This window comes from Chryseobacterium indologenes, from assembly GCF_018362995.1.
In the GTDB taxonomy this organism is placed as follows: Bacteria; Bacteroidota; Bacteroidia; order Flavobacteriales; family Weeksellaceae; genus Chryseobacterium; species Chryseobacterium indologenes_G.
This window is the reverse complement of the sequence record NZ_CP074372.1, coordinates 2103996-2119406: the sequence shown is the minus strand read 5'-3', so window position 1 is coordinate 2119406 and position 15411 is coordinate 2103996. Positions and strand designations below refer to the sequence as shown.

10 protein-coding genes and 2 tRNA genes are annotated in these 15411 nt (G+C 36.4%); 9 read left to right on the top strand and 3 right to left on the bottom strand.

The window, feature by feature from the left end:
• The first annotated feature begins 3 nt into the window (after nucleotides 1–3).
• Both DYR29_RS09490 and DYR29_RS09485 read left to right on the top strand, forming a co-directional pair.
• Complete coding sequence (locus DYR29_RS09490; RefSeq protein WP_213280276.1) at nucleotides 4–1323, top strand: RagB/SusD family nutrient uptake outer membrane protein; 1320 nt, start codon at nucleotides 4–6, stop codon at nucleotides 1321–1323.
• Nucleotides 1324–1402: 79 nt separating this feature from the next.
• Nucleotides 1403–2164, top strand: coding sequence for a LytR/AlgR family response regulator transcription factor (locus tag DYR29_RS09485; protein ID WP_213280275.1), 762 nt, complete (start codon nucleotides 1403–1405; stop codon nucleotides 2162–2164).
• A 155-nt stretch (nucleotides 2165–2319) separates the two neighbouring features.
• Here DYR29_RS09485 and DYR29_RS09480 read toward each other — a convergent pair.
• Nucleotides 2320–2392, bottom strand: a tRNA-Phe gene (locus DYR29_RS09480).
• Nucleotides 2393–2931: 539 nt separating this feature from the next.
• Here DYR29_RS09480 and tssD point away from each other — a divergent pair.
• The 7 genes from tssD (at nucleotide 2932) to DYR29_RS22835 (ending at nucleotide 13577) form a co-directional block, all read left to right on the top strand.
• Nucleotides 2932–3336 (top strand): type VI secretion system tube protein TssD, encoded by a 405-nt coding sequence (gene tssD, locus DYR29_RS09475; RefSeq protein WP_047421063.1) that lies wholly within the window; start codon nucleotides 2932–2934, stop codon nucleotides 3334–3336.
• A 131-nt stretch (nucleotides 3337–3467) separates the two neighbouring features.
• Nucleotides 3468–5348: a type VI secretion system Vgr family protein gene (locus DYR29_RS09470; RefSeq protein WP_213280274.1), complete on the top strand. Its 1881-nt coding sequence runs from the start codon at nucleotides 3468–3470 to the stop codon at nucleotides 5346–5348.
• Nucleotide 5349: 1 nt separating this feature from the next.
• Nucleotides 5350–6708, top strand: coding sequence for a DUF3289 family protein (locus DYR29_RS09465; RefSeq protein ID WP_213280273.1), 1359 nt, complete (start codon nucleotides 5350–5352; stop codon nucleotides 6706–6708).
• A 46-nt stretch (nucleotides 6709–6754) separates the two neighbouring features.
• Entirely contained in the window at nucleotides 6755–7237 is a 483-nt protein-coding gene (locus DYR29_RS09460; RefSeq protein ID WP_213280272.1) for a hypothetical protein, read from the top strand.
• 32 nt (nucleotides 7238–7269) lie between these two features.
• Nucleotides 7270–8064: a hypothetical protein gene (locus DYR29_RS09455; RefSeq protein ID WP_213280271.1), complete on the top strand. Its 795-nt coding sequence runs from the start codon at nucleotides 7270–7272 to the stop codon at nucleotides 8062–8064.
• Nucleotides 8065–8082: 18 nt separating this feature from the next.
• Nucleotides 8083–12270 (top strand): TIGR02594 family protein, encoded by a 4188-nt coding sequence (locus tag DYR29_RS09450; RefSeq protein WP_213280270.1) that lies wholly within the window; start codon nucleotides 8083–8085, stop codon nucleotides 12268–12270.
• A gap of 14 nt (nucleotides 12271–12284) precedes the next feature.
• Nucleotides 12285–13577 (top strand): hypothetical protein, encoded by a 1293-nt coding sequence (locus DYR29_RS22835; protein ID WP_249413661.1) that lies wholly within the window; start codon nucleotides 12285–12287, stop codon nucleotides 13575–13577.
• Nucleotides 13578–13709: 132 nt separating this feature from the next.
• On the opposite strand, the gene DYR29_RS09440 is transcribed toward DYR29_RS22835, so the two are convergent.
• Nucleotides 13710–15056: a DUF3472 domain-containing protein gene (locus tag DYR29_RS09440; RefSeq protein WP_213280269.1), complete on the bottom strand. Its 1347-nt coding sequence runs from the start codon at nucleotides 15054–15056 to the stop codon at nucleotides 13710–13712.
• Nucleotides 15057–15281: 225 nt separating this feature from the next.
• A tRNA-Phe gene (locus DYR29_RS09435) sits at nucleotides 15282–15354 on the bottom strand.
• Nucleotides 15355–15411: the final 57 nt, after the last annotated feature.

The following is a 15411-nucleotide window of genomic DNA, read 5'->3' as shown; positions in this document are numbered from 1 at the left end:
AAAATGAGAAAAATTACAACAATCATAGCACTTGCTGCAATCAGCTTTATCAATATCGGATGTGACAGATTTCTGGATATTCAGCCTGAAGGGAAAATTATTCCTGTTACTACTGAAGATTACAGAAAAGTCCTTACATCTGCGTATTCAAAATATCCTGTCCACAAATCTCTGGTAGCCCTTCGTACCGATGAGACAAGTCTTGATGACAATGGAGTAGATTTTATTTCTTATCGTGAAATTGCGATGTGGAAGGATTCCAACTATGACGCTACATCTGCGGAGCTTCCTTGGTTAAGCTTTTATTCCGTGAACTTCTACCTGAACCAGATTATCAATGAAGGAAGCAAAACGATGAAGGATTCTCCGGAGAAGAATCAGATTTTGGCAGAAGCATATGCTCTTCGTGCTTATCTGTACTTTGATATGGTAAATTTATATGGAAAACCATACAACAGTGCTACAGCTTCTACAGACAGAGGAGTTCCTATTAATCTTGAAATTGATCTTGAGCAGGTATTGAAGCCATCTTCCGTCCTGGAAGTGTACAATCAGGTTCATTCAGATCTTAAAAAAGCTGAGGATTTGATGGTTGAGCAGAAGCAGCCGCTGGGAGTCAATTACAGGTTCTCAAAAACCGCATTGCTGGCTTTTGAAGCAAGAACAGCTTTGTATGAAGGAGACTGGAATAAAGCTTTAAACTATGCAGATCAGGTGCTGGCAGTGAAAGGAGATTTGAGCAATTTGAATACAGTAAATACTCCGCCCAATCATTATGCTTCCCCGGAATCTATCATGGCGTTGGACAATACATGGGATAACTCTATAAAGGTCTTATCTTTTGCATCTCCGGAATTGATTTCTTCATACAATACTTCTGCAGATAAAAGGTTTGGCATGTATTTTGAGAAAAATGGTAGTAAGTATAAAGTTATTAAAGGAGGAAGCTTAGAGTTCAAAGTGTCTTTCAGAACAGCGGAGCAGTACTTTATAAAAGCCGAAGCATTATTAAAGCTGAATAAACTGACTGAAGCTAAAGAAACACTTCTGAAAGTTTTAAAAAACAGATACACTCCGGATGGATATACTTCAGTTCAAAATGCGGTAAATTCAATGGATTCTACAGCCTTTATGAACTTTATCCTGGATGAAAGATTCAGAGAATTTGCTTTGGAAGGACAGAGATGGTTCGACTTAAGAAGAGCAAATCAGAAAAAAATAACCCACACCATCAGTGGCAAGGAATATATTCTTCAGCAGAATGATCCGCGCTATACCATTGAATATCCAATGAGCGCGAAGAAGAATAATCCTAATCTATAGAACTTCATATCAAATTCAATACAGATGAAACCGCTTGAACTTAATTGTTTCAGCGGTTTTTTTGTACTTTTGCATCGTTATGAAAATTGCCATTATAGAAGATGAACTGCTGGCTGTGAATTATCTGAAAAATCTTTTAGATACACAGAGCATAGTCCCTGTTACAGAGACTGTTATTCTTCGTTCCAAAAAACAGGCAATTGATTTTTTTGAGAAAGATTCGGCAGATCTTATCTTTATGGATATCCATCTTGGTGACGGAATGAGCCTTGAAATTTTCGAACATGTGGAGCTTTTCACCCCGATTATTTTCATTACTGCATTTGATGAATATGCCATGAGAGTCTTCAGGCATTTTACTATTGATTATCTTCTGAAGCCCTTTGAAGAAGGGGATTTGCATAAAGCGCTGCAAAAGTTTATTTCCATACGTAACAATTTTGACCCGGAACCGGTGCTCAAATCAATTTCCTCACTGCGTCAGGCAGAAGATGAGGTAATGAAACGTTTTATGGTAAGAGAAGGTAATAAGCTTAAATCAATTGACGAGCATAACACTGCGTATTTTTTTGCTTCCGGTAAGTACCTTTTCCTTACTACAAAAGATCATCAGACCTATATCTATGATGATACCATTAAAGATATTATTCAGAAACTCAACCCGGATATTTTTTTTAAAATAAACCGCAAGTTTATCATTAACAAAGAGTCTGTTTCCGAAATCATCAAGCATTCAAGCCAGAAAGTAGAACTTAGGCTTTCTCCGGAGCCGGAAGTGAATGCTGAGGTTTTTATCAGTAAGATGCAGATTGCTGAATGTCTCAGCTGGCTGAACAAGTAAAACCAGATGGAAACATACACTTAGAATCAATGAAATTGATTCTCATCTTTGTTCCCTTTAAAATTTAGCTTTAAAAAATAAGTCCTTTGCGTTAATTTTACTTGGTAAAATATAATAACAAAAAAAACCTCTAAAATAAATTAGAGGTTTTGAAGTGGTTTCTCCAGGAATCGAACCAGGGACACATGGATTTTCAATCCATTGCTCTACCAACTGAGCTAAGAAACCATTTATGTTTTCGTTTATTACTTCGTTGTTTTAAAGTGATGCAAAAGTATAACATTTTATAATACCGTGCAAGTTTTTTAATTTATTTTTTTGAGGGAATCTTTTACTATAGCTTGTTTTAGGTTTCAATGCTTTGTCCATCAGTAGTTTTGTTCGCCTGTTTTTTTTTCATTTTTTTACAATTTTTATTTTTCCATCTCCTTCTGTCCATATATTTTCAATTCTGAAATGGATTTTCTGTTCTAAAATTGCTGTTCTTCTTTACTATTTATATGAGGATACTTTTTTGTTGGTGAATTCTGAAATTTTGATCTCTGTTTTAAATATCTTAAACAAGCAAAAAAATATTACGATTTTAAGAGCTGTAAATATCAAACGCCTGATTTGCAGGATGTAATTTACCTAACGAGTGTTAGTCGTATTATTACGACACTTTTTAAAATTTAATAATAAATCTTATTTACGTTTTGTAATTACATCTATATTTGGTGATATAGAAAAACAAATCATAAAATATTAACCATTAAAATTTACAAATCATGGCAGAAAGAAATTCAAGAGGAATTTTAAAATTCAACAACGGTGAAGGACAAAAGTTATTAAAGCTTAACTACAGCGTATCAAGATCTACAGACGTTTCAGGACGTGTAGCATCAGATCCTTCCAATGCGCTTATCAAAATCACGGTAGAAGCTACTGAAAAATCAGACATTCTGGAAAGTTTACTGAATGGAAAATATAAGCCTACAGTAGGTGAGATCACTTTCAATAAGTCTCACGAAGAAGGAACATTAACAACACTGAAGTGGAACAACGGGTATGTAATTCAGCATGAAGTAGATTTCGATGCTGTAGATGATAACAGTATGTACATCAGCTTTGTGGTAAGTGCAGAACAGATAGATCTGGGGAATTCTTCTTACTTTGGAGCATGGCCTTCTTAATAATATTCAGAATTTAAACGATCAGGCAGAATGGCACACCGGTTCAAAGGATGCTGTTCTGCCTTTTTTAACCTTATAGAACCGCTGTTTATTTTAAAAATAAAAAGTTCTGAAAAAAACACCTAATCACTATGAATAAAAATGCCTCGAATTCTGATAAGATTTCTGAGAATCATATTCCTGGAATCAACCGTGTGGTAAAGCTGGATATTGTGATTGAAGGCAAAATTATCAAGCACTTCAAGCATTTCCGTTTACAGCAAAGTGCAAGAAGGCATCACAATTTCGAACTTATTCTGGCCCATGATTCTCTTGGAGAAGCCCAAAACCACACCCTGGAACAAGCACGCCAGTTTTTAGGGAAAAGAATTACTATTGTCTTTAAATACAAAGATTACGAAAGTGAAAGCCCTGAAAGAACTTTTGTAGGGGTTATTACCAAAGCCGCGTTCAGCCAGGAAAAAATGAGTTTGGGAAATATTGTACTGAGAGGTTATAGCCCTACTATTCTTATGGATGCTGCTCCCCATACCCAGAGTTTTGGAGGAGATCAGGCTGTTAATACCGGTATCATTGCCAATAAAATATGTAAAGAAGCACTGGGGTCAGAGAAATTTGATTTCAGGGTAGATACTCAGAATAAAAGCTATATCAATTATAGTGCACAATATAACGAAACCCATTACAATTATCTTGCAAGAACTGCAGAAGCATATGGAGAACAGTTTTATTATGATGGTGAAATACTTCATTTCGGAAAACTTCCCCCCTCAGAAAAACCGATACGCCTCGTATACGGAAGCAATGCAAGCGATGTTCAGGTAGAACTGAATGCTGTACATACCAACCCTCAGTTTTTTGGATATAACAGCAGCAGCCATACTAAAATGGAAGGCTCTGAAAATAATATCAGGCATCTGGGAGAAATTCCATCCAAAGCATATGAGCTGAACAGCAATATCTTTAAAACCCGTTCACTCTCACCGGCGCCCATCAATGCCAATATGTTTGTGGATGTAAGCGATTCTCAGAAAAGTGCTGCCGGAAGTGCTGCCGTGGAGGTATTTACTGTTTCAGGAAATACAACTGTTCCATTTTTATATCCGGGTTGTCTTGCTGATATAGAAATGAGAAAGCCGGATACCAGCCAGACTTCTTATTTTACAAAACTTACGATTACCGAAGTTTCTCATGAAGTAAATGCCCGGGGATATTACACGGGAAGCTTTGAAGCAATTGCTGAAGGGACAGGCTTTATGCCAAAACCTGAATTCATACAACCTAAGGCTGAACCGCAGGTTGCCACCGTTATTTCCAATACTGATCCTCTTAATCAGGGAAGAATACAGGTGAGATTTGACTGGCAGAAAAATCCCGATACTACCCATTTTATCAGAATGATGAGTCCGGATGCAGGAGGTACAGATGTTGTTACTCAAAACAGAGGTTTTGTAGCAATACCGGAAGTAGGAGATCAGGTAATGGTAGGATTTGAATACCACCACCCAGACTTTCCGTTTGCGATGGGAGGGATGTTTCATGGGCAGGTTGCATTGGGAGGAAGTATCAATAACCATCTTAAATCTATTCAGACAAGGAGTGGTAATAAAGTGATCTTTAACGATCAGGAAGGAAGTATTTTCATTGAAGATCCAAGTGGAAATACTTATTTAATGGACGGAAAAGGCAATATTATAGTGAATGCTCCCAAAAATATAACCTTTACAGCCGGAGAAAACGTACAGATCAATGCAGGTAAAAATATTATTGCTTCTGCACAGAGAAATGTCAATATTATGGCCGGAGAAGATATCACGGAAACCGCTAATGATGATTATAATCTGACAGCAAGTAATATTATTGAAACTGCGGAAGTTGGAAGAAGCTCAAGGGCTAAAAATATTACAGAAAATATGGAAGCTGGCTCTTACATCAGTACAAAAGATGCCATCAATGTAGAAAGTGCCAAAGAAGTGCTTATCAACAGTGGTAAACAGGTAAAAATGCAGTAATATGGCGAGCGAAGGCGGAAATATCGTAAGAAATGTCTTTGGGAAGTCCTACAAGGAAGCTGAACATATTATGAAAGATGCTTCCAAGGGTACCTTGGATTTTAAATCCCCTAAGGAAAACACCTTTTATGGGAAAAAAGGAGGGAAGAAATTTGATGAATATCAGGCGAAAAAAGATAATACATTACTGGTTGTAAAGGTAGAAGGCCCCTTAGATGATAACGGAGGGAAAATTGACAAACCTAAAGAAGGAGTAAAATACTGGTTCAAAGCGACCTTTAACAGATCTGCAACGAAAAGCGAGTATAAAAAGCTTCAATGGCAGGAGAAAATCAATGGAATTTCTATCCCTTTCTTTTTCGATTATTCTTCAATCACCGGAAATACGGAAACGATACAGGTGAAACTTCCCTGTTATGATATGCGGGTTTATGCTTATTTTAAAACTCCAATTGACAAGGTGAGTGTGGAAGTCAAAATAACCAATCCATTACCTCTTTACATTGACAGATTTAAAATTAAAGGAAAAGACAGGAAAGGAGTGAATATGGCGGATGATATGTGCTATGGTTTGGGTGTTTCCAATCAATACCCTTCAAGATATACCCTTCAGGATGTAGAAAGTAAAGGAGTTTGGATCAAGTCGGAGATAAGAGATAAGACCGATGAAGAATTATGGGCCGGGTTTAAGCTTATGGTAGGAACGCTTTTTTCAGTTGGAGAACTGGAAACCGTCGCTTTTGATATGATTGAAAAATTTAAACGAAGCGAAGGCGGTGAATATACAAACCCTGTGCTTACAAAACATGTATTGCAGCATCCTTCAAACCAAAGATTCTGCTTAAGCATGGAAGATGAAATTGCTGACAGAATTAAGAAAAACTATGGAAGTGTTGCATCTATTGAAGACGATGAAATCCATTTTACAGATGATGAGATCGGAAAGTTTGGAAAAAGAGGATGGGGACATCCGCAGTTTTCAACAATGAAGGACACCTTCATGGGAGGTCTTACCATCTGTATGAACGATACCTGGGCCTATGAGGTACAGCTTACAAAATTCAATAAATCAGGTAATGGCACTTACGATGCTACATATAAAGTTGTTCTATATGATCACTTTGGATTGGATATGCCGGATATAGAAAAGAAATATTACTATCTGCTTGGTTTCAGATATTGGTTTATTCTGCAACATATCAGAGGGTACAAACCTTTTATCACTAAAGTTGAATTTGAGAAGACTTTTAAAGAAAGTATTACAATTGGCAAAGCTGAACGACAAAGTAAAAGGAGAGCACAAAAAGAAAGAGAAGATCATCTTCGCAATATGGGAAGGAGAAGGCCCGGAGAATATTAAGAACGAATAACCATTACAATTTACAGGGATTATTATACATATAAAAATGAAGTACTTACAATCTATAAGAATTATTGCCATTATATATTTTCTCTTGATAGCCATGAGCTGTGATAGGAAAAAGAATGATTTTATTCCACTTGAACATATGACTTTTATCAATGCTTATTATAAGAATGCTGTTAAAATTTCATACTATATTCTCATAGATAATCCGGAACCTAACGAAAGTATACTGAAGAAAGATATTATAACGTACGTAGAAAACAGATTGAAAAGCAATAAGTCTCTTACAAAACCCGAAATATCGTCGCTCAACTTTGTTTTTTATAGAAAAACGGATAATACCTCATATTTTATAACGAACAAAGAAAGCGCAGGTGAATTGCTGGGTGAAGAAATATCTCATTACCGGCAAGATTATATAGCCAATTATCTGGTAAGTAAATGCGGGCACGGTACAGTAGAAAAAATATACCTCTACAACTTGCCTGAAGAGATTGTATCAGATAAAAATTGTGCAGAATAATCCGCTTTCTTCTATTAAATAACTCTAAATATATGATAGAAACAAGAGTAAAACCTTTTCAGAAATATACTTCAGGAACCCACGATTATTACGTGGAAAATGCTCTTGAAATACAATTTGGAGAAGTAAAAGGGTTTTATTCATCTTTTAGAATTACGCTGCAGGAGAAAGAGAATGAAGATCATACAAAAAACTGGCTGATAGAGAAGGTAGATGATTCCTCTTTTCCATCTGAAAATAAATTTATGGAAATTCTGTATATCCTGGAACAGAGCTCTTATCCGCTGGAAATAAAAGTAGATGAAAAAGGAAGCTTTCTGGGCGCAGCAGACCATCAGAAAAATATAGAAAACTGGAAACTTAAAACGGCAGCACTTCAGGAAAAATACCAGAATGCTGAAGTCTTCACAAACCAATACCTGTCCGCGTTTGAAGATGAAGCTGGTTTTTATAAAAACAAACTTAAAGACCCCTTCTGGAATCTGCTGTTATTCGCTCCTTATTATGTGGATAACGGAAGAGAAAGCCCAGAATCCATTGTGTGGAATATCAAAGGAATTGGCGATGTAGAATGTTCTGGAGTTATCAATGCAGAACAGAGAGACTATGGTTTTAATGCATTTTTTACCTCCGAAATCAAAGTTCCAAACAACATACAAGAGGAATTAGATAAGAAATACCTGTATCAGGCGGGACATTATCAGGTGAAATTAAGCATAGAAATGGAATACAACTCCCGTAAAAAACAGTATTCCAAAAAGAAAGCTGGCTTTATATTGTCAGATGGAGAAAAAACAGTATACCGGGAAACGATCACAATGACTTAATCTTTATGAACAAATGACATGGCGGATAAAGGATACATCATTATAGAAGGAGCCACTGCGTACTGCAGCAGCTCTGTAACCAACAATTCCAATGGAACCGCCGTTCCGATGGAAGTGAAAAGCCAGAAAAAAAAACTGGGCAAAAACAAATATTTTGCACAGAATAAACCTGTAGCAACTTACCTTGATGATAAAGCCGACAGCTTTGGAGGAGGCAACGGATTTGGAAACTGTAAAGGCTCAGATGGAAAAACCTATCCTTGTAAAGGCAAATGCAGCATTAAATATAAAGACTATTATGAAAACGTAGAATTCAACAAAAGTATGAAAATACTGTTGGATGCATCTACCGGAAATTGTCCTGGATATGGCGTTCCCGGAACCATTGCTTTTGCGACTACCGGGCAGGCTAATAACGTGTCCCAGATTGAAGTCAAAGAAGCAGATGAATTTTCCGTAGCTAATACATCACCACAATGGCCTTCATCTGCTGCGTCTGAAGCGAGCATATCCGTATCATCAATCTCGATGATAAGACCTATACCGGCAGATAAGCTTACCGAAAATTATTACTATATCAAAGGGATGAACGGCCCATTATTTCCCATTACAAACCCTTTTGGTGGTGATAACCTTGATTTGAAAGCTCAATTTAAAGGAGATGAGAAGAAAATTATCTGGGCTCTTTTCAAGGGAGAAGGAACTAAAGATAAAATAAAGACATTTATCGGATTGGGAAGCAATTTCAGCCAATCTATGAGTAAAATATTTGACAGTCTTGCAGAAGGGAAGTACAGGCTCGAAGCATATGGTAAAAAGGCTGGTGATGCTAAATGCTCTATCAATATAGAAGTCGTTCAGGATTTTGTCAAAAAAATTGTCAGCCCGGGATCTTCGACCTTAATTAAAATTCCTCTACCTGTATCTATTGAACGTAAACTCAGCAGTTCAACCGACCAGGCAAAAATACTGAACCGAGGCTTCTTTATGCCTGTGAATAGCGTTCAATGGACCGTAAAACAAGGAACTACAGTACTTTATAGCAGTTATTCAGAAGTCTCTTCTCCTCATCTTGTGGATGTAACAGGGATTGGAGATCGTATATTTTTAACTTTTAAAAATGAAGGGAAATATACGGTAGAAGCATTTACAGACCCCACCGATCCAAAACCGCAGTCTATAGAAGTTAAAATAGAAAACAGCCTCGGGGTAATGGGAGTGAAAGGAGAGCCGGGTTTAGTAAGATTCAGTGATAGCATCAAAGTACAGGCTTCCAAATTCAATGTCAATTATATGCCTTCCGGGACCTCAGTATATTGGTATCTTAAAAAAGAAGGAATTGGCAGAGTGGCTTTATTTGAGAACTCACCTTCTTTCAAGACAGGTGTCATCAGTAAAAAAGTAGCTGAATTGCTGTATAATGATGCAAAACTGGGCAGTGATCAGTATTTCGGAAAATATATACTGGAAGCCTATGCCAGTCCGATTGGAGAAGGAAAGCAACCTGGATTTTCAGGATCAGATTGTTTTAATTTTGAGGTGATTCAAAATGTAATAGATAAATTTACCCTTCCCGCCACCAATATTCCAAAAGGAACCAAAATAAAATATACAGCCACGGCAAGAATTGCAACACTGGCAGGCAATGAAGCCATCAAGATAGAAGTTCCGGATAAAGTGACTAATAACGGGGACGGAACCATTACATTTAATGATCTGGGAGAATATACTATTTCGGCCTATTTAACCGGAGATTATACCGACGGGAAGAAAATTGAAGCGAAAGTAAAAGTCTCAGAACCTACCGTAAAAAGAGCGCTTTGGGCCTATGGAACAGGAGTGAAACGTACGGAAACCGGTTTTGGAGAGGAAACGTATGGCTTTCTTGAAATTGATGGTCTTCAGAACCAGGCTTTAAAAGTAAAAGTATGGGTAAAGGGTGAAGGAGATGACTTCTACAAAGAGAAAGACAAATACATGCTGGAAGAAAAAACTGTTACCCTTAACAATGTGGGTAAGGCTTCCTTCCTTATTACCACCAATGATGATTATAAGAAAAAACTGGTGGCAGCTATTCCAAAAACGACGGAAAATCCTAATCCATCTTACCGCCTGGTATTTACCGTAGAGCTTCAGGCAAGCTCATCTGCAGATATTGTTCTTCCGGGCAATATTACCATTTTGGGAACACGTCCCGTAGTTATAGACAATACGACTACCTATCTGGAAGTTCTGGATTCCAATGAAGAACTGGTGATGACTTCCGAACAGAAAATTGTCTCCATCATGTTCTCCACAGAAAACGGTAAAGATATTCAGCGGGAGCAGACCTTCTATGGTAAAACTCATAAACTTTGGGTACATACCGTCAATATGACAGAAGAAGTTCTGAAGATTGATGTTTTAAAGGAGATTCCTAAAGAAGGATTAAACGAAAAAGACCGTATAACCTATACCCACGAAAGTAAACAAAGCTACAACGAAGAAAAAACAGGAAAAGACGGTCTGCTCGAAGTTTCTTTCACAGCCAAAGAAGAATGGAAAAATCCACCAAAAAACTTTGATTACTATATAGCTCAGGTTTCCCGGCAAGTGCAAGACCCCGCCGACCCTAAAAAGAAAGTCTGGAAAATAGAAAAAAGCCAGTTTACGATTAATAACACACTTCCTGCAGATCTGGTCAGAACGGAGGATATGGAAAAGCTGGGAATTCATGCGAAAAAGAAAGATGGAACGGCATTTACCCAACAGGAAATGTTGGAACTAAGAAAACAATTTATTTTCTACGAAAGTGGTTGTCTGAAAGTTTCTCAGAAAGAAACTCCTGAAGCTATTGATAATGATGTTGTGCCGGTAGTGGTGGAAATGGCGGAAGTAAGAAAGCAGAAAACATGCTATTGCAATCGTGGTTTTACAGATAAAGAAATGGAAGACCTCATTAAAACAATGACGGGAGGTACAGAAATTTGGAAGGGTATAAAAGAAAGCTGTGATATTACCGATAAAACTATTAAGAGTTTAACGGCTGAGGTTAATGCTATGTTTGCAAGCAATGGTATTAATCGATGTATGCAGAAGATGTCATTTCTGGCGAATGTATCTGAGGAAACTGGTTTTTTTGTACAGAGTAAAGAAGAAGAAAGCAAGCATTTGTCAAGTGTAAGTAAATATAAAGGGAGAGGGATACTTCAGATTACCGGAACTGATGATGGAACAGGATATTATAATAATCCCGGTCCTTATAAAAATTATGGAAAAGATAAATATGCTGATGAAAATAAATTTTTAGATGATAATGCTGATCTTATTTCCAAAAATCTTCATAATGCCGTTGATGTAGGAGGTTGGATTTTTAATTTTAAAAAAGTTCCTTTATGGGAGCTTAATCCTAAAAAAACATATTCTAAAGAATTGACAGAAACTCTAGCATGGAAACGCACATACTTTAGTAAAGGATTAGGAAAAAGTCTTACCGAACTTGGAATTTTGATGGAAGAAGAAGAGGAGAAGTATTTTTTCTTACAAGGAAAAATTTTAAATGGATATTCTCCTGAACATAGATTAGAAAAGCCGCCAATAGGATGGGAAGGTCGTAAAAAAGCTTTAGGGAAATTAAAAACATGGTTTAAATACGATAAGAAAGTTTGCGATGGGGAAGCAGTGGCAATGCCAAACCTTGAAGGAAGAGCGCCATGGATGGCCCTAGTTTGGAAAGAAGAAGCGAAGAATCTGGTAGAAACCGGAACCAATGAAGAAATTCAAAAGTTTTTTGATGGGACTCCTTATGAAAATGATATGAAAAATGGTACAAAAAATGAAACGAATATAGCATGGTGTGCGGCTTTTGTCAACTGGATTATGAAACATTACGGTTACGAAGGAGTTACAACTGATAAAGGATATGATGCTGTGAGAGCATTAAAATGGGCAACATGGGCAGAAGGAAAAGACCTGAAAAAACCTGTTTACGGTGCAATTGCCGTGAAAACAAGAACAGGAGGAGGGCACGTAGGTTTTGTTGCTGGAAAGAAAGGAGATAAAGTTGTTATATTAGGAGGAAATCAATCACAAAAGTTATATTGTGTATCTTATGATATTTCTGATTATTATGCCTATGTAGTTCCAACAAATTACGAAATTACAGACGCAGATTATAATTTGCCGGAATATAAAGGAAATCCTGGTGCAAAAGGATCTGAACTTTAAAATAAAAAAAGAAAATGAAATATAGAGTTTTAATGAGTTTGCTTATTATCTCTTCAGTTCTGGTGTCATGCCAGGATAAAAAAAGCGATAATCATAATGTTAATGCGATTGATGTTAAAGAAAGTTCGGCAGGTTTGCAGTTTAATCAAGATGTTAATACTATGCTAAAAAAACAATTAGAATATGGAAAACCTTCTTTTGATAATCCATACCAGTATTCTGAAAAAGATTTGGAAGTAACAGCTCCTATATTAAGCCAATTGCTCTTGGATAATGGTTATAAAACCGTCAGCAATGAAGAATTTAATAACAAGATAAAGCAGATATTTAACCGGATTATTGATAAAAACTCAACCAGTAAATTTCTGCACATGAACTTGATTGATAAGTGTGATAAGGAATTAAATTACACTCCAAATAATGCAGAGAATAATGGAGTATTCGTGGTTAAAAACCAAAATTTTATTACCGATCTTTATCCCTTGCCTGGAATTATTGATTATCAGAAAACATATACTGAAGCAGCTCAGGAAGAAAATGCTGCTTCAAAAAACTATAAAGATGCAAACGGAAATGAAGTTAAGAAATATTTATGGAAAGATACTTCCAATCTGAAGGAGCAGAGAAAAAAAAATGTACAAACATTAATTGCACGCAACCTCTATCTGTTTAATGATAATAAAGCTCAATACAAATGGCTTACTCTTAATGATTCGTATTTTATGGATGCTTTAGTAAAAACATTTGGTTATACACAAGATGCTGATTTGTTGAGATGGGTTGTTGAAAGATCAAAATTTGATAAAAAAGATCCTTCGGATTATGGTAAACTATTCTGGATAAAAGACTGTGACGGAAGTTTGAGGCTTCATGCCAATACCTTTAAAGTATTGCAAAAACTGTATCTACCTAATGATTCTTCTGAAAGCAGATTTATTCTGGATAATATTAAATCCTATTTAGAATATCTGGAGAATAATGATAATCCTGAATCAAAAGTTTTGACAGAAACTGAGAAAGTAAAAATAATGGCTAATCTGACTTATTTTGCAGAGCAATATAAATACAATCCTTCTTATAACGATGGAACAAAAATGATGGGTAGATTGCGTTTCTTTTTGGGAGATAGCTCTAGAGATATTTTACAGAAGAACAATTATTTCAATCTTCCAAAATTTAAAGAATGGTGGGATAATGCAGACTATGACGAATATTTCGTAGAAGAATGTGAGTACAATGGAACATGTGGCCCGGATAATCAGCCTATGAATATAACAGAATGGAGAAAACAGCATCCTAAAAAATAGTATTGAGAATACAGTCAGAATAATTGTACTCTTAATAAGCATCTATTCTCATTTAAGAAAGAAAGTCGGAAAATTATAATAAAAAAAGCCAGTTACTTGATGAGAACTGGCTTTTATTTTTAAGTCATAATTTTAAGGAAGCGTTGAAAAATCAATATTAGGAGCTTGCGTAGGTGCTGTAACAGAAAACTGTGAGCCCGGAGCAACAGTTGTATTAAAGAATCCTCCATTTTGTAAATAGAAGGCATTACCGCTTGTTCCTCCCATTGCATCTATTCTTTGTTTTGCGTTATAGGTGTTGTCTACACTAAACTTTGCTCCGGAAATAGCGATCCAGCTGCCGTTTGAAGTTCTAATCCACTGATTTTTAAATTCTGCTTTTCTGCCCTGATATCCATTTTCAGGATTGAAATTTTCAACAAAGCTATAGAAGCTTTTAAGATAAGTACTGGTCTGAGGTCGCTTCCAGCTGGCGATCAGTTTCCATGTTGTCATATCAGGTGATAAGAACCAGGCGGTGAAATCTGTTTTCCCGGTTCCGTCCGGTTCACCTTTCAGTAGAAATTTATAAGTTTGCCCTGCACTCCAGTTATACTTGTAATAACTTTGTCCACCAGAACCCTCATTACCAAATTCTCCAATTGTTACCCCTGTACCTGCTCTGTTGAGAACAATTTTATGATCAGGAGGAATATTATTGGGATCATCCGTCTCAAATGGACTCCATACTGAGAATAAAATTCTTCTTTCTGTGGCAGAATTCACCTGCATTCCAAAATAGCCTGCGCTAAAGCCATTGGCCATAAAATAAGAACCAATTTTATCTTCTCCCGCAGGAACTGTCACCTCGTTGTAATAATAGCTGACATTATCAGTAGTTGGAATGACGTAGTTTAGATGACAGGAAGGCCCTCTGCGTGCCCAATAATAATATGAAGGATCATTGCTGTAAATATTGGTTCCTGTAGAGGCTGCGCCGCTGAAGGTAACATCCGTAACATCTGCGAAGTATCCACCGGTTTTAGAAACACCCTGAAGATCAACTTTTACGTAACCCGGAGTAGAAACGGTAAAATCTCCAACAGTATAATCTGTATAAGCCGATCCCGTTAAAGTAATATTTTTGGATGTGCTGCCCACAGTTACTTTTACAACACTTGTACCTGAAGGAACAGAAGCTTTTAATCCTATGTTTAATGTTCCTGTATTGCTCACTCTGAAATATGTGCTGATAACAGTGGCAGAGTTTGTCCAGTTACCTAAATTAGTAGAAGTAATCACTTCGCTGGCTCCCGAAGGTTTTACTGTAAAAAAAGAATTCCCGGCAACAGGTACATTGAAGGATGATGCGTTCTTTAAAGATGAGCCATTTTTTTGTGCAGCAGCAGTGTCCTCTGTTACCATAGGCGTTTCTGCACAGGATTGAAAAACAAGCAAAGCGATACCCAGAAAAGTATCGGTTAATAATTTTATTCTCATAATAGTATTTGTAATTTGGTTTACAATACTAAATTAAGTTTTAGCGATCAAATAAAAAATTAATTCCCATCTTTTTGATTAATTTTTATTTTTTTTAACAGATTTTTATCTAAAAGCACATTAAGGTAAGTATTCGTTTTTCAAAATTAAAGAAGAAACTACTGGGAGGAAAAGGGAAGTATATAAAAACAAAAAAACCTCTAAACTGAATTAGAGGTTTTCAAGTGGTTTCTCCAGGAATCGAACCAGGGACACATGGATTTTCAATCCATTGCTCTACCAACTGAGCTAAGAAACCATTTATGTTTTTGTTTATTACTTCGTTGTTTTAAAGTGATGCAAAAGTAGTAAGTTT